Below are 24,727 nucleotides of genomic sequence, written 5' to 3' on the forward strand. Positions count from 1 at the left end.
GCAGCATGCGCTCACCCAAGGACTTCTTTGGCCCCCTCGCGGTCGGTGCCCCGGCACCCGTGCGTGAGGTTCCGGCCCTCCCCAGCCGGATGATCCACTTCTTCGACCCGAGCAACGAGAAGATGGCGGCCAAGATCCCTGCCATGGTCGGCTCGGTCGACGTCCTGCTCGGCAACCTCGAGGACGCGGTCAAGGCCGACCGCAAGGAAGCAGCCCGTCAGGGCCTCGTCGACATCGCGAAGGCGACCGACTTCGGTGACAGCACGCAGCTCTGGACGCGTATCAACAGCCTCGACAGTCCGTGGGTCCTCGACGACCTCGTCACCCTCGTCACCGAGATCGGCGACAAGCTCGACGTCATCATGGTGCCCAAGGTGCAGGGTCCCGAGGACATCCACTACGTGGACCGGATCCTTGCCCAGCTCGAGGCCCGCGCGGGTCTGAAGCGCCCGATCCTCGTCCACGCGATCCTCGAGACCGCGCGCGGCGTGGCCAACGTCGAGGAGATCGCCGGCGCGTCGCCCCGCATGCAGGGCATCAGCCTGGGCCCCGCCGACCTCGCCGCCGACCGCCGCATGAAGACGACCCGGGTCGGTGGCGGTCACCCGGGCTACCTGGTGCGTCAGGACCCGTCAAAGGATCTCGGCGAGGGCATCGACCCGATCACCGCCGAGCGCACGACCTACCAGCAGGACCTCTGGCACTACACGATCGCGCGCATGGTTGATGCCTGCGCGATGCACGGGATCTTCCCGTACTACGGCCCCTTCGGTGACATCAAGGACGTCGTCGCCTGTGAGGACCAGTTCCGCAACGCCTTCCTGCTCGGCTGCGTCGGCACCTGGTCGCTGCACCCGGTCCAGATCGACATCGCCAAGCGCGTCTTCAGCCCGTCCGGCGAGGACGTCGCACACGCGCGCCGCGTCAAGGAGGCCATGGGCGACGGCACCGGCGCCGTCATGCTCGACGGCAAGATGGAGGACGACGCCTCGCTCAAGCAGTGCCTCGTCATCCTCGAGCTCGCCGAGCGTCTCGGCGCCGGCGACCCCGAGCTTGCTTCGCTGTATGCCGTCCCCGCACCGGACGCCGAAGGTGAGAGCAACTGATGGGCGAGCAGACGGCATACACACCTCGTCGTTCTGTCCTCTACATGCCGAGCTCCAACGAGCGCGCACTCGAGAAGGCGAAGACGCTGCCCGTCGACGGGCTCATCCTCGATCTCGAGGACGCAGTCGGTCCGGACCACAAGGATGCTGCGCGCGAGAACGCGTGTGCCGCAGCGGCATCGGGGGAGTACGGCAACCGTGAGGTGACGATCCGGATCAACGGCATCGGCACCCAGTGGCACGAGGCCGACCTCGCGGCGGCTGCTGCTGCCGGACCGGCCGGAGTCGTCGTGCCCAAGGTCGGCTCGGCGGACGAGGTGCGTTCACTCGTCGCCGGACTCGAGGCCGCCGGAGCCCCCGAGCACACGAAGCTCTGGGCCATGATCGAGACGCCCGAGGCCGTGTTCAACGTCCGTGAGATCGCCGCGGCCTCGCCACGCCTCGCCGTGCTCGTCATGGGCACCAACGACCTCGTCAAGGAACTGCACGCCGACCACGTCCCGGGTCGCGGTCCGCTCCTGACGGCGCTGCAACTGTCGCTGCTCGCCGCCCGCGAGTCGGGGATCGCCATCCTCGACGGCGTCTACAACGACGTGAAGAACGCCGAAGGCTTCGAGGCCGAGTGCCTCCAGGGCCGCGACTTCGGCTTCGACGGCAAGACGTTGATCCACCCGGGGCAGGTCGAGCCGTGCAACGCGATCTTCGCTCCGAGCGAGGAGTCCGTTGCGCAGGCTCGCGGCATTCTCGAGGCATGGGAGGCCGGTGCCGGCAGTGGCGTCGTCACCCACAACGGCCGGATGGTCGAGAGCCTCCACGTCGACATCGCTCGTCGCGTTCTGGCCGTTCACGACGTCATCGTCAATCGCGGGTAGAATTCGGCCATTCCCGGCGAATTCGTGCAACCGTGTGGTGGGCTGGAGCGTCTGGGAAGTGGAGCACGTTCACGGCACGAAGGGGCAAGGGGAGCATGGAGATCTTGGGACGAAAGGCGACGCGTCGCGCGGCGCTGAGCGCGGCCGGGGGTGGTGGCCTGTTGACCGCCCTGACGGTCACGGCCGGCCCCGCGGCAGCCGACACCGTGTGGGAGAAGCGTCGGGACAAGGCCGCGACTCCGCCCGTGCACCCTCCGCTGGTCATTCGCCCGGTCGTGAAGCTCGGCGACGCGAATGAGCACGTCAAGGCCGCACAGGTCAGGCTCAACGCGCTCGGCTACTGGTGCGGTGCCAGCGACGGCTCGTTCGGCTCACTGACGCAGCAGGCCGTGTGGGCGCTGCAGAAAGTGGCCCATGTCAGTCGCACGGGGAAGGTCGATGACCTTGCCTGGAACCTCCTGGACGCCGGAGTGAAGGGCAACCCCCGCTCCACGTCCGGGATTGTCATCGAGTGTGACCTCGCCGAGAACACCCTCATGTTCGTTCGCGACGGCAAGCTCATGTACACGATCAACACGAGCACGGGGAGCGGCGAGCGCTACTACTCCCAGGGTGAGTGGCGCACCGCCTACACGCCCAAGGGCAGCTTCTCGATCTACTACCGGTGGACGCAGGGTTGGCAGAACGGCTCGCTCGGTGCGATGTGGCGACCGACGTACTTCAAGAACAGCTGGGCCATTCATGGTTCCAGTTCCATCCCGCCGTACCCCGCATCGCACGGCTGCTGCCGCGTCAGCACCGCCGCGATGGACAAGTTGTACGCCGAGAGCTGGACGGTCGTCGGTCGCAAGGTCTGGATCTACTGACACCCGTCCGGAGCGGCACAGACGTCACTCAAACCCGCGTTCTTCGCAGGTTCGTTCGCCCCGTGGCCTAAACTGGCCGCAGCGCGATGGTGACCCGAAATCATCGGATCGGGTCTCGATCCGCCTCCTTCCGGGGTTGACCCCGGACCGCTGTCGAAGAAGGTGCCGTGTCGACCCAGGCCAGTGTCACGCAGTCGCGCTCCGTGCGTCGAACGCCCCGGTCCGGGCGCCTCGACCAGGCTCAGATGAGGGCCGCCAACATGGGCCTCATCCTGCGTCAGCTGCAGATCCACGGCGGGCGCTCGCGAGCCACTTTGGCCACGGAGACCGGCCTCTCGAAGGCCACCGCGTCCAGCCTCATCGCCGATCTCGCCGAGCGCGGTCTGGTGCGTGAGGGTGAGATCCACCGGGGCGGATCGGTCGGTCGACCAGGGCTCACGGTGAACCTCGACGGCCGTCGGGTCGCGGGCCTCGGTCTGGAGATCTCGATCGACTACGTGGCCGTGACCGCAGTTGATCTGACCGGCAATGTCATCCGCGAGAGCATCACCCCGATGGATGTGCCGGACCTCCCCGTCGACGTTGTTCTCGACCGTGTGGCAGGCATAGCACTCCGCACGCTCGAGTCACTGCGTAGCGCCGGCTACATCGTCGTCGGTTTCACGGTCGCACCACCCGGAGTCATCGACTATGACGCCGGCATGGTGCGGTTCGCGCCCAACCTCGGCTGGCGTGCGGTCGCCCTGGCGGCGGGCCTCACCGAGCGAATTGGCCCTGAGTGCCCCGAGATTCACCTTGAGAACGACGCGAAGCTGGCCGCTGTCGCGGAGTATGCCGGCTACGTCGAATCCGAGGTCCAAGACCTCGTGTACCTGTCGGGGGAGGTCGGCGTGGGCGCCGGCATCATTGCCGAGGGACGGTTGGTCCGGGGCTGGTCGGGCTTCTCCGGCGAGGTGGGGCACTTGGCCCTCGGGCCGAGCGAGATGGAGTGCAGCTGTGGTCGTCGGGGGTGCTGGGAGCTCGTCGTGGGCCTGCACCACTTTCTTCGCCTGGCGGCACCGGACGGCGACATCGTCCACGAATCCAGGCGGTCGATGGATGATCGTCTCGAGATCCTGCGCGAGCGAGCCTCTGCCGGCGACGCCCGCACGATCGCGGCTCTGGCCACGATCGCCAGCGACCTCATCCGAGGGCTGTCGGTCCTCGTCGACGTGCTGAACCCGAGGCTGATCGTGCTGGGCGGCTATTTCGCTTCGTTCGGCGAGCACCTCCTGGCGCCGGTGAAGTCGGCCTTGGACGAGCGTCGGATGGATGCAGGGAGTGAGGTCCTGGTGGTCGCCTCCGCGCTCGGCCTGAGTGCCGCCTGCCGTGGGGGTGCTCTCGCGGCGCTCGAGGCCGTGTTCGAGGACCCCACGACGGTCCCGCCCGCGTGATCACCTCGTCACCGGAGCGACCGCTCGTCTGATCCGTGTGGGCCAAGGGTTGACAGGCCATTCAGCGCGCTGCCATATTTCGTTCACTGAGTGAACGTATTAATCCGGAGGCGGTTGCAATGCGCAGGTCCCAGCACACATCCCGGCGGCTCGCCGCTGCAGCGAGCATTTGCGCGGTCGCCGTTGGTGGCCTCGCGACGACCCCGGCGTGGGCGGCGGGCTCCACGGCGAGCGCCGTTGCCCCCTCGGTCGACACGGCCGCAGCTCCGGTGGTCATCGCCTCGGCGGACCTCGAAGTGCAGCTCAGCCCCACGTTCCCGCAGACGCTGGCCTACCGGTCCGTCGTGACGGGAGCCCGGTTGGGCGGGCAGTCCGACGCGCTGAACTCGGTGACGATCAACGGCACGCCCCGCGTCGCGGTGGCGACCGTGACCCCGGGAGCCAGCTCCGCGGCATACGCCCTGACCTTTGCCGATCTCCCCGATGTGCGCATCGAGCTGACCGTCACGGTCGAGGGCAGCGTTCTCACCTGGCGCGTCACCAAGGTGACCGACTCGGCAAGCGTCAAGGTCGGCACCGTCGACATCCCAGGTCTCGACCTCGTCTCGGTCTCGAGTGCGCAGCCGGGCGCGACGACGGCCTTCACCACGATCGACACCAACTCGACCCGCAACGCCGACGTCATTGCACCCGTCAAGGCCACGGATGCCGTCCAGAGCGCGCCGGTCGGTGCCGCCTACGGGATCGTCAACACGGCGCAGCTCGCGGCGTCCGTCGAGACCAACGGCACCTATGACAAGCCTGCGGGTGCCACGACCAAGGACAACGGCCGACTCTGGCACCAGGTGCGCGCCGACACAGACGGTTCCAAGCGCGTCGGGATCGCCCCCGGGCAGTGGACTGTGCGCGGTGAAGGGGCCCCAGCCCAGAGTGAGCTGCCCTGGGCCAAGGTTGTCGTCACTGGCGACCGCAACGCCGATGCCGCCGTGAACTGGCAGGACGGCGCTGTCGCCTTCCGGGACATCGCCTATGTGCCGAACGGGGCCGAGGACGTGCCGAACCGCGTCGTGCAGCGGATTCCCTTCAACTTCAGCAGCCTTGCAACACACCCGTTCCTGCGCACGCTCGACGACACCAAGCGCATCGCGGCAGCGACCGACGGGCTCGGCCAGTTCGCCCTCCTCAAGGGATATGGGGCCGAGGGCCACGACAGCGCCCACCCGGACTACGCCGGCAACTACAACGAGCGCGCTGGAGGCCTGAAGGACCTCAACACCCTGCTCACCGAAGGTGAGAAGGTCGGCGCGAACTTCGGCGTCCACGTCAACGCGACCGAGTCCTATCCGGAGGCGCGAGCCTTCAGCGAGGAGCTCGTCGACAAGACCAAGCCCGGCTGGAACTGGCTCAACCAGAGCTACTACATGAACCAGCGATCCGACCTCAACACCGGCGACCTCCTGGGGCGCACGCAGCAGCTGCGCGACGAGACCGGTGGCAAGCTCGACGCGCTCTACTGGGACGTCTACTACGGCTACGGCTGGATCCCGGACTCCATGAACCAGGCGCTGCGCAAGCAGGGTTGGCAGATGGGCTCGGAGTGGGCCTACGCGATGGAGCGGGACAACACGTGGTCGCACTGGGCCGTCGACCGCAACTATGGCGGCGTGACCAACAAGGGCGTCAACAGCACGATCGTGCGCTTCATCCGCAACGGTGAGAAGGATGTCTTCAACCCGGACCCCATCCTCGGTGGTTCGACGATCGTCGAGGCCGAGGGGTGGACGGGTCACCACGACTGGAACGCGCTGATGAAGAACGTCTGGACGGGGCAGCTCCCCACGAAGTTCCTCCAGCACTTCGACATCACGAAATGGACCTCGGCCACGGGCACGACCGACATCACCTTCGACGGTGGCGTGCGAGGGACATCGAAGGACGGCGTCCGGCAGCTCTTCGTCGCCGACGCCAAGGTCCTCGACGGTGACGCCTACCTCCTGCCGTGGGGCGATGAGACGCCGCACCAGCCCACAAAGGCCTACCACTACAACGCCGATGGTGGCACGACGACCTGGAAGCTCGCACCCAAGCTGCGCAGGGCGTCCACGTTCACTGTCTACGAACTGAGCGAGACCGGTCGGACCAAGGTTGGCACGGTCGCCAACACCAAGAACTCGGTGACGCTCACGGCGAAGGCCAACACGGCATACGTGCTCTATCCCAACCAGGCACCCGCGCAGGTGGACCCGGCCTATGGCTTCGGCACGCCGGTGAAGGACCCTGGCTTCAACGGTGGTTCGCTCGACGTGTGGAGCCCGACCGGGGCGGTCACGCAGACCCGGACGGAGACGGGCCAGCGCGTCGCCAGCGTCGGCTCTGGCGCGTCCTCGATCTCCCAATCGCTCACCGGGCTCACGGCGGGCAGGACGTATGCCGCCTCCGCCTGGGTGCAGGTCGCTCCCGGCGCCACGCGCTCGACGACGCTGTCGGTCAAGGGTTCGGGGGTCGACGTCGCGAACTCCATCGAGCGGTCGACAGTGCGCAATGCGGAAGCCTCCAACGAACTGCTGGGGACGAATTTCCAGAGGGTTCGCGTGCTGTTCACGGCTCCGAGCGACGGCCGGGCCACCTTGGCCCTGACCGTCGGGGCCGGCAGCGCTGCGGTGCTCGTCGATGACGTCCGAGTCGTCGTGACGACTGAGACGGCACCTACTGGCAACGTCATCGCGAAGCAGGACTACGAAGGCGTCGACCAGGGCTGGTGGCCCTTCGTCTCCGGACCGGCGCAGGCCGGCGGCGACGCCCGGACCCACATCTCGCGGATCAACGCTCCCTTCACCCAGGCCGGTTGGAACGGCAAGCTCGTCGACGACGTGCTCGCTGGTGAGTGGTCGCTCAAGGCGCACGAGGAAGCGACCGGTCTGACCTATCGCACGTGGGCTGGCACCGTCCCCTTCGAGGCCGGGCACCGCTACAAGGTGGAGTTCGACCAGCAGAACGCGACGGCGGGTGCCTACTCGTTCGTCACGGGTGTCGACCAGGTGGTCGCGGGGGAGACCCGGACGTCCGAGCTGACGGCCGACACCTTCGGCCAGCAGCGCACCACCGCCCGCTTCGCTCGTGAGTTCACGGCGGGCTCCTGTGGTGACACCTTCATCGGGCTGCGCCGCAACGCGGTGGGGAATGCCCAGGCGGACTTCATCCTCGACAACCTGCAGGTCACCGACCTCGGTGTCTCGGACGCCGCGGGTGCGTGCGCCCGACTCGAGATCACCGGTCCGACCAGTGGTGTCGTCCCCGGCGAGGTCAGTCAGGTGTCGACGAGCTTCACCAACGTCGAGACGCAGGCGGCGACCGGTGTCACAGTGGCGCTCAGGGCCCCCGCCGGCTGGACCGTGACGGCAACGACCCCGGCAACCTTCGCGTCCGTCGCTCCCGGGGCGACAGTGAAGACCACGTGGCGGGTCATCGCCCCGGCAGACGTCGCGGGCAACCACCCGTTGAGCGCGACAGCCACCTACTCGGTCGACGGTGAACCCCGCACGATCGAGACGAGCATCAACGTCGCCACCCTTCCTGCGGGGCTCATCCCTCAGTCGCGGCTCGCCGTGGCAGGTGTGAGCGATGCCGAGCCCGGTTCTGGTGATGGCTCCGCCGGTGCGGCGATCGACGGCAACCCCGGGACCATGTGGCACTCGGCGTGGTCGCAGGTCGACCCGGACAAGCCCTACCCGCACTGGATCACGCTCGACCTCGGCGAGGACTATGACGTCGACGGCTTCGACTACCAGGTGCGCATCGGCAACGGTTCGATGAAGGGCTACGAGGTCTACGTCAGCACCGACAACGCGACGTGGGGCACGCCGGTCAAGGCCGGGAACTTCACCAGCACGACGGGCGTCCAGCACCTGGCCTTCCCGGTCAAGCGCGGCCGCTACGTCAGGCTCGTCGGACTCAGCTCGATCAACGGTGCTGTCTTCGGTGGTGCCAGTGAGCTCAACGTGTGGGGCAAGCGGGTCAACCAGCCGGCCCTGCCGTTGCCCAAGCAGGGCATGTCGATCCACTCCTTCGACTCCCAAGAGATCAGTGGCGAGGACGGCGCAGCCACCAACGTCCTCGACGGTGACACCTCGACGATCTGGCACTCCGAGTGGGAGGCGCGCGAGGCTCCGTTCCCGCACTTCGTTGCCGTCAACCTGGGTGCCACCCAGACACTCGCGTCCATCACGGTTCAGGGACGCCCGTCGGGTGCCAACGGTCGGATCAAGGACTACCAGGTCTACGTCTCGGCGGATGGTTCGTCGTGGGGTGCGCCAGTGGCCTCCGGAGCGTTCACCACGGCGACGACGCCCCAGAAGGTGACCTTCACGTCACCCCAAGCGGCGCGCTACGTCAAGGTGGTCGGACTGAACTCGCACAACGGGTTGCCGTTCGCGTCGATCGCCGAGCTGGAGTTCTACGCATGACCGATGCGGCTGGAGCCCGCCACCTCGAGGTGCGAGATGGCGCGTTCAGTCGGGGCGGTGAGTCGCACCGCGTGATCAGCGGGGCGATCCACTACTTCCGGATCCACCCCGACCTCTGGGAGGACCGGTTGCGCCGCCTCGCGGCGATGGGGCTCAACACCATCGAGACCTATGTCGCGTGGAACTTCCACGAGCGCGTTCGTGGCGAGATCGACTTCACCGGGCCGCGCGACCTGGCGCAGTTCGTCACTCTCGCCGGGGATCTCGGTCTCGACGTCATCGTCCGGCCGGGTCCCTACATCTGCGCCGAGTGGGACTTCGGCGGGCTGCCCTCGTGGTTGATGACCGAGCCGGACATCGCCCTGCGGACGAGCGACCCGGTGTTCCTCGCGGCCGTCGATGCCTGGTTCGACGCGGTGGTTCCCGTCATCCAGCCGCTGCTGACCACAGCGGGTGGACCGGTTGTCGCCGTCCAGGTCGAGAACGAGTACGGCTCCTACGGTGACGACGCGGCATACCTTGAACACTGCCGTAAAGGGTTGCTGGACAGGGGAGTTGACGTCCTGCTCTTCACGTCCGACGGCCCGGGTCCTGACTGGCTCGACAACGGCACCATCCCCGGCGTGCTCGCGACGGTGAACTTCGGGTCGCGCACTGACGAGGCGTTCACCGAGCTTCGCAAGGTGCAGCCGGCCGGCCCGGACATGGTCATGGAGTACTGGAACGGCTGGTTCGACCACTGGGGCGAGCCGCACCACGTCCGCGACGTCGACGACGCCGCCGGAGTGCTGGAAGACGTCCTGCGCGCCGGCGGGAGCGTCAACTTCTACATGGCGCACGGCGGCACGAACTTCGGGCTGTGGAGCGGGTGCAACGTCGAGGACGGGAAGCTCCAGCCGACCGTCACGAGCTACGACTACGACGCGGCCGTGGGCGAGGCGGGGGAGCTGACGCCCAAGTTCCACGCCTTCCGTGAGGTCATCAGCCGGTATGCCGGGAGCGAGCTTCCCGAGGCGCCGCCCCTTCCGCCGCGGTTGGCTCCGCAGGCGGTCGAGGTCGACGGATGGGTGGCGTTACTCGACACTCTCGACCTGTTCGACAAGCCGGTGGCCGGGGCGGTGCCGAAGTCGATGGAGGCCCTCGGTCAGGACCACGGACTTGTGCACTACCGCGGGAGCGCGCTCGTGCCGCTGGATGGTCGGACCCTTGAGTTGGACGGCCTGGCTGACCGCGCGACCGTCCTCGTTGACGGTGCGCTGCTCGGCCGCGTGGACCGCAACGGCGAGAGCCACTCCTTGCCTCTGACAGCTCGGCCCGACGGAGCGCGCACGACGTTCGACGTCATCGTCGAGAACCAAGGGCGGATCAACTTCGGCGCGGCCATCGGTGAGCGCAAGGGACTCCAGGGAGTTCGCATCGCGCACCGCAACGTCCACGGTTGGGAGTCGACGGCCATCCGCCTCGACGACCCCTCCCTGACCGACCGGCTCGACTTCGGCGATGCCGTCGTCGATGCAGCTCGCGGGCCCGTGTTCGCCAAAGGCGCCATCGACATCGACGCGCCGGCCGACGGCTTCCTCGCGCTCCCCGGTTGGGGCAAGGGGTTCCTCTGGCTCAACGGAACGTTGCTCGGCCGCTACTGGGGGATCGGTCCCCAAGTGACGCTCTATGCACCAGCACCGTTGTGGCGCAGCGGTTCCAACGATCTGATCATTTTGGAGATGGAGCAGCCGGGCACCGAGGTCGAGCTCCGTGGGGAGCCCGACCTCGGCTGAGCAACTCACCGTTGTGTCTGCGCATGTGGTTGCTAGAACCACCGAATACGCAGACGCAACGGGAGTCACCAGGCGCTGCCCGCAGCCATGGCCGCGACGTCGCCGAAGAGCAGATCGACGTCGACATCGAGTCCACGGCGGGTGAACCAGTCGCACATCACCCGGACGTCGCGTTCGAGGAACTCGAACCCGTGCGGATTGCCGACGACGTCGACGATCTGCGGCCAGTCGATGACGACGAGGTGGTCGTCGTGAACGAGGACGTTGTAGGGGGACAGGTCACCGTGCGCCCACCCCTCCTGCGCGAGGGTGAGAACGACGCCGCGGAACTCCTCGAACAACTGCGCAAGGAGCTCCGGTGATGGCTTGGTCTGCACCAGTCGCGGTGCTGCGGTGCGACCGTCGCCGACGAACTCCATGAGCATCTCGGTCTCGCTGAGCTGCACCGGATAGGGCACCGGGAGACCGAGCTCCCAGAGTCGACCGAGGGCGTCGAACTCGGCCGCCGCCCACTGGCCGGCGATCATCGATCGTCCGAACTCGGTGCGACGAGCCATCGCGCGCATCTCGCGGCTCTTGCGCACGCGACGACCCTCGAGGTAGCCACCATCGCGATGGAACAGGCGGTTCTCGGACCCGCGGTAGCGCTTGGCCGCGAGGAGTGACTGTGTTGCCGGTTCGGCGGAACCGTCGGGCACCCAACGTCGGATCAGGTGGACGTCCGCCTCCTTGCCGGTCTTGAGGACGCCGAGATCCTCCTCGACGGCGCCGAGAGCGGTGATGACCCAGTCGGGTCGGGGTGTGGGGCCGTGCATGGCGCCGTCCCAGCTGGACCAGCGCTCGCCCTCGGGTGGGGCGTCAGGGCAGCTGTCAGAAGCGAAGAGCTGTGACTCGGTGGAACTGCGGTGAACAGACAAGGTGGGACTCCAAGGAGGGAAGGAACAGGGCGCGGGAACGGCCCAGGACAGTCGTGGACATGTCACGCCTCCTTGGAATCGGTGCACGGGCTCTTGCGTATGCCGTGCGGCTGGCAACCAGCGTCCCAGCCTCTGCCGCTGTGGCGCCACCCCTTTTTCGGCCGTGGTGGGGGTGGGGGGACTCACACACTGGACGGGTGGGAGCGAAGGGGAGCGGACGGCATACTCAGATGGTCGTTTCCCAACCCCTCACGAAGGCGGCGCACACGCATGTCTCGGCTCCAGCGCACTGAAGGTCTCACCGACGAGCAGAGCGAGCTCATCAAGCTCGTGCGGCAGTTCGTCGAGGAGCAGATCATCCCGGTCGCGCAGGAGCTCGAGCACGCCGACGAGTACCCCACGCAGATCGTCGAGGCCATGAAGGAGATGGGGATCTTCGGATTGATGATCCCCGAGGAGTACGGCGGCCTCGGCGAGTCCCTGCTGACCTACGCGCTGTGCGTCGAGGAGATCGCGCGCGGCTGGATGTCGGTCAGCGGCATCATCAACACGCACTTCATCGTCGCCTACATGCTGCTGCAGCACGGCACGGAGGAGCAGAAGCAGCGCTACCTCCCGCGCATGGCGATGGGTGAGGTCCGTGGCGCGTTCTCGATGTCCGAGCCGGGGCTGGGCTCCGACGTCGCAGCGATCAAGTCGAAGGCCATTGCGGGCGAGGGTGAGGGCGACGACCAGAAGTGGACCGTCAACGCCCAGAAGATGTGGCTGACCAACGGTGGTTCGTCGAACCTCGTGGCCGTCCTGGTCAAGACCGACCTCGGTGAGTCGGACTCGCCCTACAAGAACATGACCACCTTCCTCGTCGAGAAGGAGCCCGGCTTCGGGCAGACCGCCCCTGGTGTCACGATCCCCGGCAAGATCGACAAGATGGGCTACAAGGGCGTCGACACAACCGAATTGGTGCTCGAGAACTACGAGACCACGTCGGCGCAGATCCTCGGTGGGGCGCCCGGCAAGGGCTTCTACCAGATGATGGATGGTGTCGAGGTCGGCCGCGTCAACGTCGCCGCCCGCGCCTGCGGCCTGGCTCGTCGCGCCTTCGAGCTCGGCATCACCTACGCACAGCAGCGTGAGACGTTCGGCAAGCAGATCGCGCAGCACCAGGCGATCATGTTCCGCCTGGCCGACATGGCGACCAAGGTCGAGGCCGGTCACCAGATGATGGTCAAGGCGGCGCGTCTGAAGGACTCAGGTCAGCGCAATGACCTCGAGGCCGGCATGGCCAAGTACCTCGCAGCCGAGTACTGCCACGACGTCGTCGAGCAGTCGTTCCGCATCCACGGTGGCTACGGCTACTCCAAGGAGTACGAGATCGAGCGCCTCTATCGCGAGGCCCCGATGCTGCTCATCGGTGAGGGCACGGCCGAGATCCAGAAGATGATCATCGGCCGTCGCCTCCTGGAGGAGTACGCGCTCAAGCGCTGATCGCCTCACTGACGAGCGCGACGAACAATGCTCGGGTATGCCGGTCAGTCACCTCCCAGCCATCGTCCAGTTCCGGGTGGGAGACTGAGCGCATGAGCACCCAACCGACGCGTGGACTCGGCGCTGCCGCCGCGTCCAAGATCCTCTCCCTCGAGTACCCCATGTCATTGGGCGTCCACGACACCTACGCCTCGGCGCAGAAGGCTGTCGACTACCTCTCCGACCACGAATTCCCGGTGGAGAACGTCCTCATCGTCGGCACCGACCTCAAGCAGCTCGAGCGGGTCACGGGTCGGTTGACCCGCAGCCGCATCCTCCTGGGTGGCTTGCTGTCCGGAGCGTGGCTCGGTCTTCTCATCGGGTTGATCTTCGCGCTCTTCGACACGAGTGGGTTCTCGTGGACCTCGGTCCTCGCCACCGTCGTCTTCGGTTCCGTCTTCGGGGCCATCTGGGCGCTGGTCGGCTACTCGCTCACCGGTGGTCAGCGTGACTTCACCTCCGTGACCCAGGTTGTCGCGACGAAGTACGAAGTCCTCACGGAGCACAAGCACGCCACGCGCGGTCGCGAGCTCATCGCCGAGATGGACCCGATGGCCGCTGCCCAGGCCGAGGCCCAGCGTGCCCAGGAAGCCGCTCGTCGCAGTTCCGAGTCGCACGGTCCGGCTTCCGCGAACTGACCCGAACCTGCGCCGGAGCAGGTCTAGCCTGACGGGATGGACGCGCCCTCGACTGCCCCGCTGGAACCTCTTGCCGAGGACTTCTCCTCGGTCCTGTGCGTGGTCGCGCACCCCGACGACATCGAGTACGGCACAGCGGCGGCCGTCGCGCGCTGGACCGAGGCCGGCAAGACCGTGACCTACTTCCTGCTCACTCGTGGTGAAGCCGGCATCGACACCATGGCTCCTGCTGAGGCGGGACCAGTTCGTGAGGCTGAGGAGCGCGCGAGTGCCGCCGTCGTCGGAGTGACCGAGGTGGATTTCGGCGACCATCCCGACGGCAATGTCGAGTACTCCCTCGACCTCCGCCGAGACATCGCGCGTGAAATCCGGCGCAGGAAGCCCGAACTCGTCATCACGGGGGACTACGGCAACCGGTTCGTCGCGGGCATGCTGAACCAGGCTGACCACCGGGCGGTGGGATTGGCCTGCGCCGACGCCGTCGCGGACGCGGGCAACCGCTGGATCTTCCCCGAACTCGTCGACGAGGGCTTCGAGCCGTGGAACGTCGGAGTGCTCGCCTTCATGGGCACTCCGACACCGACGCACTACGTCGACGTCGGCGACAAGGTGGACGTGGCGGTCGCATCGCTCGAGGAGCACGCGGCCTACAACTCAGCCCTGCCGGACGAGTTCCCCAAGCCAGACCAGCTGGTGCCGATGATCCTCGAGATGGGCGCCAAGGCGGCCCAGGCCGAGGGCGTCACCCACGCCCTCGCCCTCGACGTCGTCAACCGCCGCTGACCGACCAGAGGATCAGTCAGCGACCTCTGCGCGGATGTCGGCGATCCAGGCTTCGACATCGGCGCTGGAACGCGGCATGGCGGCCGAGAGGTTCTCGTTGCCGTCCGCGGTGATGACGATGTCGTCCTCGATGCGCACTCCAATGCCACGGAACCGCTCGGGCACCTTGAGGTCGTCGGCCTTGAAGTAGAGGCCTGGCTCGACGGTGAGAACCATGCCCGCCGTGAGCTCGGCGTCCATGTATTCGGCGCGCGTCGCGAGGGCGCAGTCGTGGACGTCGATGCCGAGGTGGTGCGAGGTGCCGTGAACCATCCAGCGACGGTGGTACTGACCGTGTTCGGTGTCAAGGGTGTCGTCGACACTCACACCCTCGGGCAGCAGACCCCAGGCGTGCAGGTGCTCGGCGATGACGCGGATGGCGGCGGCGTGGATGTCGGAGAACTTGGCCCCCGGCTGGGCCGCGGCGATCCCGGCCTCGGACGCGGCATACACGGCGTCGTAGATCTCGCGCTGCGCGTCCGTGAAGGTGCCGCTCACGGGCAGGGTGCGGGTGATGTCGGCGGTGTAGAGGGAGTCGACCTCGACCCCGGCGTCGAGCAGAACGAGGTCACCGTCCTCGACATCGCCACTGTTCTTGATCCAGTGCAACGTGTTGGCGTGATCGCCCGCCGCGCAGATGGAGTCGTAGCCGACACCGTTGCCCTGGTGGCGCGCGTGCAGCCCGAAGATGCCTTCGATCCAGCGCTCACCACGACCGAGCTCGACGGCTCGCTCGAGCTCGGCGATGACGGCCTCGAAGCCGACGTGCGTGCCGGCGACGGCCTCCCGCATCTGCTCGATCTCGAACTCGTCCTTGGTGAGGCGGAGCACGGAGAGCGCGTGGGCGAGGGAATCGTCGTGCTCGGCGAGGGTCTCCTCGGCGGCGCCGTTCTCGACACGAGCGCTGTCCAGCGCCCGAGTCAGATCGCGGTCGGCGTCCCGCACGAGACGCACGGTGACCTCGCCGGCGTCCTTGGCCGCAGCGGCCTCGAACTCGTCGATGTGGCGGGCGGTCAGGCCGAGCTCGAGCTCGAGGTCGGCCAGGCTCGGGCGGGCACCGACCCAGAACTCGCCGTAGCGGGCGTCGGCGAAGAAGTCGTCACTGTCGCGCTCACCGAGCGGGCGGAAGTAGAGGATCGCCTCGTGGCCGTCGTCGGTCGGTTCGAGGACGAGCACCGCGTCGGGCTCACGGTCGGCGCCGAGGCCGGTGAGGTGGGCGAAGGCGCTGTGGGGGCGGAAGACGTAGTCGCAGTCGTTGCTGCGCACCTTGAGGCCACCGGCGGGGACGATGAGCCGCTGCTTCGGGAACGCGGCGCTCACGAGCGCGCGGCGAGCCGCGGCATACTCCGCCGAAGGCGCCTGGCCACCGGACTGTGGTCGGCGATCGGCCCAGTCCTCACGGACGAAGCCGCGAAACTCCTCGGTCGTCGGGCGGGCACGGTTCTCGGCTTGCTTCTGCTCTTCGCTCACCCCCCTATCGTGGCATGTGTGAGTGCCTACGACGGAGCCACCTTGGGTGAGCGCATGGCAAACCATTACGGCGGAAGCACGGAGCACCTCTACGGCGTGCTCCTGCGCGACCTGGCGGCCGATTGGGAGCGCGGTGGCGTGGTGCGCGAGATCCTCGCGGGGCGCGAGGACGCGCCGCCGGGTGACATGGTGCAGCTCCGGCTGCTGGCCGGGATCCATCGGATCGTGCTGCGTGGGGACGCACCTGAGCTGGCGTCGTTCTATCCGTCCGTGGGTGGAACTGCCGACCGGTATGCCGTGTGGTCGGCTCTCGAGCCCGTCCTGCGTGCGCACGTGGCTGAGTTGCGGGGCGCGCTTGATGTGGCGCCTCAGACCAATGAGGTGGGGCGCTCGATCGCGTTGCTGACGGGCTTGTCAGAAGCTGTGCGCCGCAGCGGGATTCGCAGCGTGAGGCTGCTCGAGCCGGGCGCCTCAGCAGGGCTGAACCTGCTGGTCGACCGGTTCCGTTTCGAGGGTGATGGCTGGGACGCCGGGCCGGACAACGCGCACCTCGTGCTGGACGGGTGTGGCGCGCCTGGCTTCCTGCCCGAGTCCTTCGAGGTCGTGGAGCGTCGAGGCTGCGACCTCGATCCGTTCGATGCGACCACCGCCGAGGGGGAGGCCTACCTGCGCTCGTTCATCTGGCCGCACATGCCCGGGCGCGACGGACGACTCGTTGCTGCCCTGGCGACCCTGCGCGAGCATCCGGTGGTGATCGACCGTGCACCCGCAGCCGAGTGGGTGCAGGACCAGTTGGCGGTCCCGGCACCGGACGGCGTGCTCACGGTGGTGTGGCACTCGATCACGCGTCAGTACTGGCCGGCCGCCGAGTATGCCGCGATGCTCGCCGCGATCGACGAGGCCAGGTCGCGGATGCCGCTTGTTCGGGTGGCCCTCGAGGACCCGACCCCGTTGCCGACGTCTGGCACGTGGCAGCCACAGGTCGAGGTCGACGACGACGTCATCGCCCACTGCACCTACCACGGCCCACCCCTGAACCTCACCTACACCGGTCCCGAAGTCACCCAATAGGACGCTTGGGGACATTGAAATCTGCACGTCCCCAAGCGTCCAATTGGGTGGGTTTGGGACGGGAGTTCAGAGGGCGGAGTCGGGGGCGAGGCGGCGAGCCTGGTCAGCGCTCTCGTCGTCGGGCATGGTCTGGCTCGACATCTCGGCCTCGACCCGGCGGTGATAGATGTCGATCTCCTGCGCCACCCGAGCCTCGTCCCAACCGAGAATGGGCGCTGCCAGGGCAGCCGCGTGGGGTGCCGCACTGAGGCCACGGTCGCGGGCCTCGATGGAGATGCGGGTGCGCCTCGCGAGGATGTCGGTGAGGTGCATCGCGCCCTCGGTCGCTGCGGCATAGGCGATCTCGGCCTTGAGGTGGGTCTCGCCACCGGGCAGGAGCTCACCGAGCTCGGGCTGGGCGTTGATGAGCGCGATGATCTCCTTGGTGAGCGTGCCGTAGCGCTCGAGCAGGGTCTCGACGTGCTCCTGGTCGATGCCCGCCGAGCGGGCGAGGATCTGGGGGCGCTCGCTCAACCATTCCCAGCCGACCGCACCCGCGAGTGGCACCTTGTCGGTGGACGATTCAGCGACCTCGACCCCGAGGTCCTTGACGGCTTCGTCGACCGCGTCCTTGGCCATGATCCGGTAGGTCGTGTACTTGCCGCCGGCGACGAGCGTGAGCCCGGGAACCGGTGTGGCGACGACGTGTTCACGCGAAACCTTGGTCGTCTCGTCCTTTTCGTCACCCGAGATCAGCGGGCGCAGACCGGCATACACGCCGTCGATGTCGTCGCGCGTCAGGGGAGTGACGAGCACGGAGTTCACCGTCTCGAGGAGGTAGTCGATGTCCGCCGAGGTCGCGGCAGGGTGGGCCTTGTCGAGGCTCCAGTCGGTGTCGGTGGTGCCGATGATCCAGTGTTCGTCCCAAGGGATGATGAAGAGGACGGACTTGTCCGTGCGCAGGATGACGCCGGTCTCCGACGTGATCCGGTCGCGCGGCACGACCAGGTGGATGCCCTTGCTGGAGCGGACCTTGAGTGGTCCGTCGTCGCCGAGCATGGCCTGGATCTCGTCGGTCCATACCCCGGCGGCTGCGATGACGCGACGCGCGTGGATGTCGAACTCCTCGCCCGTGCGGTTGTCCCGGGCCCGGACACCGATGACCTTCTCGCTGTCGGCCGAGCGCAGCATGCTCACGGCCGCCACGCGGTTGACGACGTGCGCGCCGTGCATGGCTGCGGTGCGTGCCAGCTCGAGGACGAAGCGGGCGTCGTCGACCTGGGCGTCGTGGTACTGGATCGCGCCGGTCAGGGCGTCCGGGCGCAGGCTCGGCATGAGTCGCAACGCGGCCTTCTTGCCGAGGTGCCGGTGGCGGGGAAGTCCCGCCGTCTGACGCACCCCGAACGCGAGCCCGTCATAGAGGGCGATGCCCGACCCGACGTAGAAGCGCTCCCACGCAGGCTTGCTCAGGGGATACATGAACGGCACCGGGCGCACGAGGTGCGGCGCGATCGTGGTCAGGAGGAGCCGTCGCTCCTGGAGGGCCTCGTGGACGAGTCCGAAGTCGAGCATCTCGAGGTAGCGCAGCCCGCCGTGGATGAGCTTGCTGGAGCGCGAGCTCGTCCCACTGGCGTAGTCGCGGGCCTCGATGAGGCCGGTGGAGAGGCCGCGGGTGACGGCATCCAGGGCCACGCCACAACCGACGACACCGCCGCCGACGACGAGGACGTCGAGCTCCTCTCCCGACCGGAGCCGTTCGAGGGTGGACGCACGTGCCGCGGGTGAAAGGGTCACACGCGTCAGCATAGTTCGGGCCATGCCTGCAGCCCTCAGTTCTTCCGCTACGCAGGAGACGACCAACGACCCTCTCCGAGATCGTCCACGAGGCGCTGGCCCTGCCCTCAGGCGCAGGTCAGTCGACGTCGACCCAATCCAAGGTGCGCTCGACGGCCTTGCGCCACCCGGCATACCCGTCCCTGCGCTGTTCGTCCGACCAGTTCGGCTCCCAGCGCTGGTCCTGCGCCCACTTCGCCCGGAGCTCATCGGTACCGGACCAGAATCCGGTGGCCAGCCCTGCGGCATACGCCGCTCCGAGGGCCGTCGTCTCGGCGACCACGGGCTTGCTCACGGGCACCCCGAGGATGTCGGCCTGGAGCTGCATGCACAGACGGTTGGCCGTGACGCCACCGTCAACGCGCAGGGTCTCGATCTTGACCCCGGAGTCGGCGGTCATCGCATCGGCGACGTCGCGGCTCTGATAACAGATCGCCTCGAGAGTGGCCCGGGCCAGGTGGGCGTTGGTGTTGAACCGGGACAGCCCGACGATCGCGCCGCGGGCATCACTGCGCCAGTAGGGCGCGAACAGTCCGCTGAATGCCGGCACGAAGTAGACGCCGCCCGTGTCCTCGACCTGCCCCGCCAACGTCTCGATCTCGGATGCGCCCGAGATGATGCCCAGCTGGTCGCGCAACCACTGGACGGCGCTACCGGTGACGGCGATCGAACCTTCGAGGGCGTAAACCGGTGCAGCAGAACCGAATTGGTAGGCAACGGTGGTCAACAAGCCGTTGCTGCTGCGGACGAGCTCTGTGCCCGTGTTGAGCAGGAGGAAGTTGCCGGTGCCGTAGGTGTTCTTGGCCTCGCCGGGCTCGAAGCACACCTGGCCGACGGTCGCGGCCTGCTGGTCGCCGAGGACTCCGGTGATCGGCACCTGCGCCGTGCCGCGCTCCCCGGACGTCGTCCCGTATGCCGTGGCCTCACTGCTCGCGTGAATCTCCGGCAGCATTCGGCGCGGGATGTTGAAGAAGCTCAGGAGCTCGTCGTCCCACTCCAGCGTCGTGAGGTCCATGAGCATCGTGCGGCTGGCGTTGGTGACGTCGGTGGCGTGGATGCCGCCACGCGAACCTCCCGTGAGGTTCCAGACCAGATAGGTGTCGGGCGTCCCGAAGATCGCGTCGCCACGCTCGGCGGCCTCGCGGACACCATCGACGTTCTCGAGGATCCACTGGAGCTTGCCGGCCGAGAAGTAGGTCGCAGGGGGCAGCCCCGCCTTGTGGCGGATCGTCTGCCCCCGCTCGTCGGCGTCGAGGGCCTTGGCGATGGAGTCGGTGCGAGTGTCCTGCCAGACGATGGCGTTGTAGTAGGGCCGTCCGTTGCGCCGGTCCCACACGATCGCCGTTTCGCGCTGGTTGGTGATGCCGATCGCGGCAAGGTCGGTGGAGGCGAGACCAGCGCTGGTCAAGGCACTGTTGATGACCGACTGGGTGCGGTCCCAGATCTCCAGGGGGTTGTGCTCGACCCATCCGGCGCGCGGGAGGATCTGATCGTGTTCGAGCTGGTGGCGCGCGACCTCACGGCCATCGTGGTCGAACACCATGAACCGCGTGCTCGTCGTGCCCTGGTCGACTGCTCCGATGAAGTCCGCCATGGACCGAGAGCCTAGGGCTCGAACCCGCCCACGACGGCAGGTGAGGGGCCCTGTGAGGGAACGCACGCGGCAAAGGTGCTGTGTCGGAGCGAGCGGCACGCAAGGATGGGCGCCATGCAATTCGGACGCAGCTATGAAGAGTTCGAGGTCGGCGCGACCTACAAGCACTGGCCCGGGAAGACGGTCACCGAGTTCGACGACCACATGTTCTGCCTGTTGACCATGAACCACCACCCGCTGCACCTCGACACGAACTACGCGTCAGAGACCACGCAGTTCGGCAAGAACGTCGTCGTCGGCAACTACGTCTACTCGATCCTGCTCGGCATGTCCGTGCCCGACATCAGCGGCAAGGCGATCGCCAACCTCGAGATCGAGTCGCTGCGTCACGTTGCCCCGACGTTCCACGGCGACACGCTCTACGGCGAGACCCGCGTCCTCGACAAGTGGGAGTCCACCTCCAAGGACGACCGCGGCGTCGTCCACGTCGAGACCATCGGCTACAACCAGGACGGCAAGGTCGTCTGCATCTTCCGCCGCAAGGTCATGGTCCCCAAGGACAACTACCTCGAGGCTCGTGGCGGCGAGCAGCCCGGTCGCCCCGTGCCGCAGCCGGACAAGAACTGGCCCGCCGAGGGCTGAGTCTCCTTCTCTCGCAACGCAAGCGGGCGGCATACCCAAAATTCTTGGGTATGCCGCCCGCTCGCGTTGCGCTGTCAGGGCACCTACCGCTTCACGGGCTCCGTGTGGCGGGTGCCCGATCCGTCCGTCCACTCGACTGCCGTCGGGTAGACGTCTCCGGCCTCCACCTTCGGCGACACCTCGCGCTCAGTGCGGAGGAAGGTCCACTCGCTTCCCGGCTTCCCGAGGTTCGTCGCAACGGTTGAGTTGCCGTTGTTCCATCTCACCGTGGTGTCCGTCGCCGTGAGCCCCTGGGTGGGGATGACGAACGTCGCACTGAGGAACTGGACCTTGGACGAGCGGATGTCGAAGCCATCGCCGGTCCACGGCGTCGAGCCCTCCGGGTAGTCGGAGCCGGAACCACCGTTGGGACGCTGGCTGATGATGAGGCGCCGCTGGGTGTCCAGAAAGGTGATTTCCTCGGTGGTGGGGTTGAGGACGCTCGGCAGGGGCTTGCCGGACTGGTTGAAGGCGCCGGTGTCGTCGGTCCAGATGACGTCACTGGGCCTGCCTGCCGTGGTCTCGGTTGGGAGGCGGAAGGTCACAGCCTGGTAGTCCGTGCCGACCAACGGCTTGGCATCCGGGATGGTCCGGATGACGCCGTCGTCGGAGACCAGGGTGAACGTGCGGGCCCGCGCCGGCGCCACGACGAGCAGGATCCCTGGCGCGATTTCCTTGGGCGCGCGGGTGACCACCCCGGGGTTCGCGGTCCATCTGTCGAGCCGGGTCCGCTTGCCGGCGTCGACAGAAAAGACCGTCACAGTGGCTGGACGCCCGGCTCCAGAGGGCCCGACCTCGACGGCGTAGCGGTAGTCGAGGATCTCTGCCGACGCCGCACCCGTGCCCGGCCCGGTGGGTTGGGTATCCCCACCGGGGAGAGGTCCGAAGGCACCGAAGGCGATCGCCCCGGCTGCGAGTGTTGCGACTCCACCGCCGACCGCAGCGAGGCGGCGGCGACGGCGAATCTTCCGGCCCGTGGTCAGGGTCGAAGCGAGGTCGTAGTGCAGGTCCGGAGATGGTGCGCGGACGAGCAGGTCGTGGATGTCGTCGTACTCGTGGTCAGACATGGTTGTCCTCCTTCTGGTCCTCGGCGGCGAGTGCCTCGCGCAACTTGGCGAGTCCTCGAGAAGCGCTGCTCTTGACAGTGCCGAGGCTGATCCCGAGGAGGTCGGCGACCTCGGCCTCGGGGAGCCCGACGTAGTGGCGCATCACGACGACCTGGCGCTCGCGCGTCGGCAGCGTGGCGAGGAGGCGGACGACGCTGTCGGTGTCCTCCGGCTCCCGGTCGTGGTGGTGCTGTTCGGGCAGCTCACGGACCGTGCTCTCGTGCCTGCCCCGTCGGTGGTTGTCGATGTGCGCGTTGAGGATGCACTTGCGGGCGTAGGCCTGTGGCTGCCCGTGCCGCAGCTTGCCCCAGCGCACGTAGACCTTGACCATGGCCGACTGCACCAGGTCCTCTGCCTGTGACGCGTTGCCGCAGATCAGCCACGCAGTCCTGAGCAGACCTGGCGTCGCCGCGGTCGCGAACTCGGCGAACGCGTCGTCGTGATTTCCTGCCATCTCACCCCTCGCCCCCATCTCGGTGGTCATCGTTGCACCCCTTGAACGGAGCACCCCGGCAAAAGGTTGAGTGCCAAATCTCGGTGGCTCGGTCACACCCGAGGTGGGAGGGTGTCCGTCATGACTTCACGGATCTCGCACACGACGGTCGACTCACGCGATGCGCACGCCCAATCCCATTGGTGGGGTGAGGTGCTCGGCTGGTCGGAGGACCCCAAGGACCCGAACCTGCCGGGTCACGAGGAGTGCATGATCTTCAGCTCCGACGGGCGTCAGCGGGTGCTCTTCATCGAGGTACCGGAGGGCAAGACGATCAAGAACCGGCTGCACCTCGACCTCACCCCCACCGACCGCACCCGGGACGAAGAGGTCGAGCGACTGCTCGCCCATGGGGCGTCGATGCACCAGGACCTGCGCAAGCCCGACGGTGGGTGGGCCACGCTCCTCGATCCCGAGGGCAACGAGTTCTGCATCCTGCGCAGCGAGTCCGAACGACCCGACCCCTACGCCCACCTCGTCGTCTGAGTTCCCTTCTTCCGGGCTTCAGTTCACCGATTCGGTATGCCGTGTACCCGCCTTGTCGGTCCACGTCACCTTCGTCACGATTGGGCCTGCGCTCGTGCCGACGGCTGAACCGTCCGCGAACGCCGCGACTCCCTCACTTTCGGGTAGCTGCTCCACAAACACCTCGGAGTGGTATTCGTCTCCGCTCCAGGTGAAGTCGATGCTGCGAGCACCTGTAGGCAAGAGCGTCACGGAGCGCCAGGACCACAGTCCGCCCTTGGCCTTCTCTCCGTAGCCCATGGTGGCCGGACCGGCCGGCAGCGGCTTGGTCGATCCTCCATCAGTGGTGAAGACCCCGATCACCTTGGCCTCGCGGGCGACGAAGAAGGTGTCCGATCCTGCGAGCTTGGTGCTCGGAAGCCGGTTGCCCATCGCGTCGCGGACAATGCCGGAGCCGGTGTCGTCCATCCAGATCGTGCCCCTGTAGGTCTCGACATCAGACGGGTTGTCGAACTCGAGCGCGTAGGCCTTGTAGTCGGTCCCCGGCAGCAGAGCCTCGTCCTGCTGGATCCCGCCGTCCGCGACCGTGAGGGACTTGGCCAGGTCGGCGGGGGCGGTGCCCAGCATGACTCCGTCGGCACCACTGCCCGTGCCCAGGGAGACAACGTCAGGGGAGGCGCTGGAGCCGGCGAGTTGGGTCCGCTTGCCGTTGGTGATCGAGGAGAAGATGACGTTGGGCTGGTCCGCGCCGGCACCGGGAATGACCTCGACGGCATACCGGCCGTCGAGCAGTTCGGCCGACACGCGACCGGACGAGGAAGCGGACGGTGACGGGCCGGCTGGCAGGGCATCGTTACCAATGCCCGTACCCAGTGCGCCGAACGCGATCGCGGCGACACCGACGACCCCGACCACGCCAACTGCGGTGCGGCGCAACGTCCGTCGACGCAGGCGACGGCGCCCACCGGCATACACCGCCGTTTCGTCGACGGTCATCGAAGGGTTCGGGGGAGCGGCCAGCAGCTCGAGGATCGGGTCAGACATGACGGTCTCCTTGCGGGGCGAGAACGGTGCGCAGACGGGCGAGGCCGCGCGAGGTCGAGGACTTGACCGTTCCGGTGCTGATGTTGAGGGCGTCGGCGACCTCGCGTTCGGAGAGGTCGGCGTGGTGGCGCAGGACGACGCACTGCCGTTCGCGCACGGGGAGCTGAGCCAGCGCCGTCGTCAGCTGGTCGGCGAGGGCGACCTGGTCGGAACGGTCGGTGCGGCTGAGCTCGGGGACCTCGGAGGTGAGGTTCTCGCGCCAGCGACGCCGGTGGGAGTCGGTGTGGAGGTTGACGAGGACGCGGCGGGCGTAGTTGTGGGTCCCGCCCGGCTCGATTCGCGACCAGGCGACATAGACGCGCTCCAGGGTCTCCTGGACGAGGTCCTCCGCGCTCGAGGCGCCACCGGTGAGCAGCCACGCCAACCGCAGCAGCCGCGGTGAGCTCGACCGCATGAACTCGTCGAACGACCCGTCATTGCGCCTGATCACGACACCACCTCTTCTCATCTCCATCGAACCGGACGCCCCTGATACGGGCGACCGGTTCGAAAGGTTGACTTCTCGTGGATGTCAG

20 protein-coding genes are annotated in these 24,727 nt (G+C 67.5%); 12 read left to right on the plus strand and 8 right to left on the minus strand.

All coding sequences use genetic code 11. From position 1 onward, the window contains the following. The first annotated feature begins 5 nt into the window (after positions 1 to 5). From ACFQRE_RS13045 to ACFQRE_RS13070, 6 genes are all read left to right on the plus strand, one after another. Positions 6 to 1,106 (plus strand): HpcH/HpaI aldolase/citrate lyase family protein, encoded by a 1,101-nt coding sequence (locus ACFQRE_RS13045; protein WP_380122959.1) that lies wholly within the window; start codon positions 6 to 8, stop codon positions 1,104 to 1,106. Then, a complete protein-coding gene (locus ACFQRE_RS13050; protein WP_380122961.1) occupies positions 1,106 to 1,978 on the plus strand; it encodes an HpcH/HpaI aldolase/citrate lyase family protein in 873 nt (290 codons plus the stop codon). Before ACFQRE_RS13045 ends, ACFQRE_RS13050 begins: the two co-directional genes overlap by 1 nt. A gap of 95 nt (positions 1,979 to 2,073) precedes the next feature. Further along, positions 2,074 to 2,844: a L,D-transpeptidase family protein gene (locus ACFQRE_RS13055; protein WP_380122963.1), complete on the plus strand. Its 771-nt coding sequence runs from the start codon at positions 2,074 to 2,076 to the stop codon at positions 2,842 to 2,844. A 167-nt stretch (positions 2,845 to 3,011) separates the two neighbouring features. Continuing rightward, positions 3,012 to 4,277, plus strand: a complete 1,266-nt coding sequence (locus ACFQRE_RS13060) for an ROK family transcriptional regulator (protein ID WP_380122965.1) — start codon at positions 3,012 to 3,014, stop codon at positions 4,275 to 4,277. 119 nt (positions 4,278 to 4,396) lie between these two features. Then, positions 4,397 to 8,740, plus strand: a complete 4,344-nt coding sequence (locus ACFQRE_RS13065) for an endo-alpha-N-acetylgalactosaminidase family protein (protein ID WP_380122968.1) — start codon at positions 4,397 to 4,399, stop codon at positions 8,738 to 8,740. Beyond that, the gene (locus ACFQRE_RS13070; RefSeq protein ID WP_380122970.1) at positions 8,737 to 10,515 is read left to right on the plus strand and encodes a glycoside hydrolase family 35 protein; all 1,779 of its coding nucleotides are present in this window, start codon (positions 8,737 to 8,739) and stop codon (positions 10,513 to 10,515) included. Before ACFQRE_RS13065 ends, ACFQRE_RS13070 begins: the two co-directional genes overlap by 4 nt. A 65-nt stretch (positions 10,516 to 10,580) precedes the next feature. Here ACFQRE_RS13070 and ACFQRE_RS13075 read toward each other — a convergent pair whose 3' ends face one another. Continuing rightward, positions 10,581 to 11,432 (minus strand): serine protein kinase RIO, encoded by an 852-nt coding sequence (locus tag ACFQRE_RS13075; RefSeq protein ID WP_380122972.1) that lies wholly within the window; start codon positions 11,430 to 11,432, stop codon positions 10,581 to 10,583. 270 nt (positions 11,433 to 11,702) lie between these two features. On the opposite strand from ACFQRE_RS13075, the gene ACFQRE_RS13080 reads away from it, so the two are divergent. The 3 genes from ACFQRE_RS13080 to ACFQRE_RS13090 all read left to right on the plus strand — a co-directional run bounded on the left by ACFQRE_RS13080 (position 11,703) and on the right by ACFQRE_RS13090 (position 14,377). Then, on the plus strand, positions 11,703 to 12,917 hold the full coding sequence (locus ACFQRE_RS13080; protein WP_380122974.1) for an acyl-CoA dehydrogenase family protein: 1,215 nt from the start codon (positions 11,703 to 11,705) through the stop codon (positions 12,915 to 12,917). 92 nt (positions 12,918 to 13,009) lie between these two features. After that, a complete protein-coding gene (locus ACFQRE_RS13085) occupies positions 13,010 to 13,594 on the plus strand; it encodes a general stress protein (protein ID WP_380122976.1) in 585 nt (194 codons plus the stop codon). A 36-nt stretch (positions 13,595 to 13,630) separates the two neighbouring features. Next, entirely contained in the window at positions 13,631 to 14,377 is a 747-nt protein-coding gene (locus tag ACFQRE_RS13090) for a PIG-L deacetylase family protein (protein ID WP_380122978.1), read from the plus strand. A 12-nt stretch (positions 14,378 to 14,389) separates the two neighbouring features. Here the strand turns inward: ACFQRE_RS13090 and ACFQRE_RS13095 are convergent, their stop codons facing one another. Beyond that, positions 14,390 to 15,886 (minus strand): aminopeptidase P family protein, encoded by a 1,497-nt coding sequence (locus ACFQRE_RS13095; protein WP_380122981.1) that lies wholly within the window; start codon positions 15,884 to 15,886, stop codon positions 14,390 to 14,392. Between the two features lie 18 nt (positions 15,887 to 15,904). Between ACFQRE_RS13095 and ACFQRE_RS13100 the strand changes: the two genes are divergently transcribed. Further along, positions 15,905 to 16,957, plus strand: coding sequence for a DUF2332 domain-containing protein (locus ACFQRE_RS13100; RefSeq protein WP_380122983.1), 1,053 nt, complete (start codon positions 15,905 to 15,907; stop codon positions 16,955 to 16,957). Between the two features lie 66 nt (positions 16,958 to 17,023). On the opposite strand, the gene ACFQRE_RS13105 is transcribed toward ACFQRE_RS13100, so the two are convergent. Both ACFQRE_RS13105 and glpK read right to left on the minus strand, forming a co-directional pair. Continuing rightward, positions 17,024 to 18,742 carry a glycerol-3-phosphate dehydrogenase/oxidase gene (locus tag ACFQRE_RS13105; RefSeq protein ID WP_380124268.1) on the minus strand — a complete coding sequence of 573 codons (1,719 nt, stop codon included), beginning with the start codon at positions 18,740 to 18,742 and terminating at the stop codon, positions 17,024 to 17,026. Positions 18,743 to 18,848: 106 nt separating this feature from the next. Continuing rightward, entirely contained in the window at positions 18,849 to 20,363 is a 1,515-nt protein-coding gene (glpK, locus tag ACFQRE_RS13110) for a glycerol kinase GlpK (protein ID WP_380122985.1), read from the minus strand. A 114-nt stretch (positions 20,364 to 20,477) separates the two neighbouring features. On the opposite strand from glpK, the gene ACFQRE_RS13115 reads away from it, so the two are divergent. Then, positions 20,478 to 21,005: a MaoC family dehydratase gene (locus ACFQRE_RS13115; protein WP_380122987.1), complete on the plus strand. Its 528-nt coding sequence runs from the start codon at positions 20,478 to 20,480 to the stop codon at positions 21,003 to 21,005. 83 nt (positions 21,006 to 21,088) lie between these two features. On the opposite strand, the gene ACFQRE_RS13120 is transcribed toward ACFQRE_RS13115, so the two are convergent. Next, positions 21,089 to 22,111 carry a hypothetical protein gene (locus tag ACFQRE_RS13120; protein WP_380122989.1) on the minus strand — a complete coding sequence of 341 codons (1,023 nt, stop codon included), beginning with the start codon at positions 22,109 to 22,111 and terminating at the stop codon, positions 21,089 to 21,091. Further along, positions 22,104 to 22,634, minus strand: a complete 531-nt coding sequence (locus ACFQRE_RS13125; RefSeq protein ID WP_380122991.1) for a SigE family RNA polymerase sigma factor — start codon at positions 22,632 to 22,634, stop codon at positions 22,104 to 22,106. The genes ACFQRE_RS13120 and ACFQRE_RS13125 overlap by 8 nt, the downstream gene beginning before the upstream one ends. A 90-nt stretch (positions 22,635 to 22,724) precedes the next feature. On the opposite strand from ACFQRE_RS13125, the gene ACFQRE_RS13130 reads away from it, so the two are divergent. Continuing rightward, entirely contained in the window at positions 22,725 to 23,129 is a 405-nt protein-coding gene (locus tag ACFQRE_RS13130; protein ID WP_380122993.1) for a VOC family protein, read from the plus strand. 18 nt (positions 23,130 to 23,147) lie between these two features. On the opposite strand, the gene ACFQRE_RS13135 is transcribed toward ACFQRE_RS13130, so the two are convergent. After that, the gene (locus ACFQRE_RS13135; protein ID WP_380122995.1) at positions 23,148 to 24,152 is read right to left on the minus strand and encodes a hypothetical protein; all 1,005 of its coding nucleotides are present in this window, start codon (positions 24,150 to 24,152) and stop codon (positions 23,148 to 23,150) included. Next, complete coding sequence (locus tag ACFQRE_RS13140) at positions 24,145 to 24,642, minus strand: SigE family RNA polymerase sigma factor (protein ID WP_380122997.1); 498 nt, start codon at positions 24,640 to 24,642, stop codon at positions 24,145 to 24,147. The genes ACFQRE_RS13135 and ACFQRE_RS13140 overlap by 8 nt, the downstream gene beginning before the upstream one ends. Positions 24,643 to 24,727: the final 85 nt, after the last annotated feature.

The organism is Knoellia pratensis (assembly GCF_042666395.1).
Lineage (GTDB): Bacteria > Actinomycetota > Actinomycetes > Actinomycetales > Dermatophilaceae > Knoellia > Knoellia pratensis.

Coding starts and splice junctions, on each gene's coding strand:
- ACFQRE_RS13045 (WP_380122959.1), top strand. CDS start 6: ATGCGCTCACCCAAGGACTTCTTTGGCCCCCTCGCGGTCGGTGCCCCG.
- ACFQRE_RS13050 (WP_380122961.1), top strand. CDS start 1,106: ATGGGCGAGCAGACGGCATACACACCTCGTCGTTCTGTCCTCTACATG.
- ACFQRE_RS13055 (WP_380122963.1), top strand. CDS start 2,074: ATGGAGATCTTGGGACGAAAGGCGACGCGTCGCGCGGCGCTGAGCGCG.
- ACFQRE_RS13065 (WP_380122968.1), top strand. CDS start 4,397: ATGCGCAGGTCCCAGCACACATCCCGGCGGCTCGCCGCTGCAGCGAGC.
- ACFQRE_RS13070 (WP_380122970.1), top strand. CDS start 8,737: ATGACCGATGCGGCTGGAGCCCGCCACCTCGAGGTGCGAGATGGCGCG.
- ACFQRE_RS13080 (WP_380122974.1), top strand. CDS start 11,703: ATGTCTCGGCTCCAGCGCACTGAAGGTCTCACCGACGAGCAGAGCGAG.
- ACFQRE_RS13085 (WP_380122976.1), top strand. CDS start 13,010: ATGAGCACCCAACCGACGCGTGGACTCGGCGCTGCCGCCGCGTCCAAG.
- ACFQRE_RS13090 (WP_380122978.1), top strand. CDS start 13,631: ATGGACGCGCCCTCGACTGCCCCGCTGGAACCTCTTGCCGAGGACTTC.
- ACFQRE_RS13105 (WP_380124268.1), bottom strand. CDS start 18,742: ATGCTGACGCGTGTGACCCTTTCACCCGCGGCACGTGCGTCCACCCTC.
- glpK (WP_380122985.1), bottom strand. CDS start 20,363: ATGGCGGACTTCATCGGAGCAGTCGACCAGGGCACGACGAGCACGCGG.
- ACFQRE_RS13115 (WP_380122987.1), top strand. CDS start 20,478: ATGCAATTCGGACGCAGCTATGAAGAGTTCGAGGTCGGCGCGACCTAC.
- ACFQRE_RS13120 (WP_380122989.1), bottom strand. CDS start 22,111: ATGTCTGACCACGAGTACGACGACATCCACGACCTGCTCGTCCGCGCA.
- ACFQRE_RS13125 (WP_380122991.1), bottom strand. CDS start 22,634: ATGACCACCGAGATGGGGGCGAGGGGTGAGATGGCAGGAAATCACGAC.
- ACFQRE_RS13130 (WP_380122993.1), top strand. CDS start 22,725: ATGACTTCACGGATCTCGCACACGACGGTCGACTCACGCGATGCGCAC.
- ACFQRE_RS13135 (WP_380122995.1), bottom strand. CDS start 24,152: ATGTCTGACCCGATCCTCGAGCTGCTGGCCGCTCCCCCGAACCCTTCG.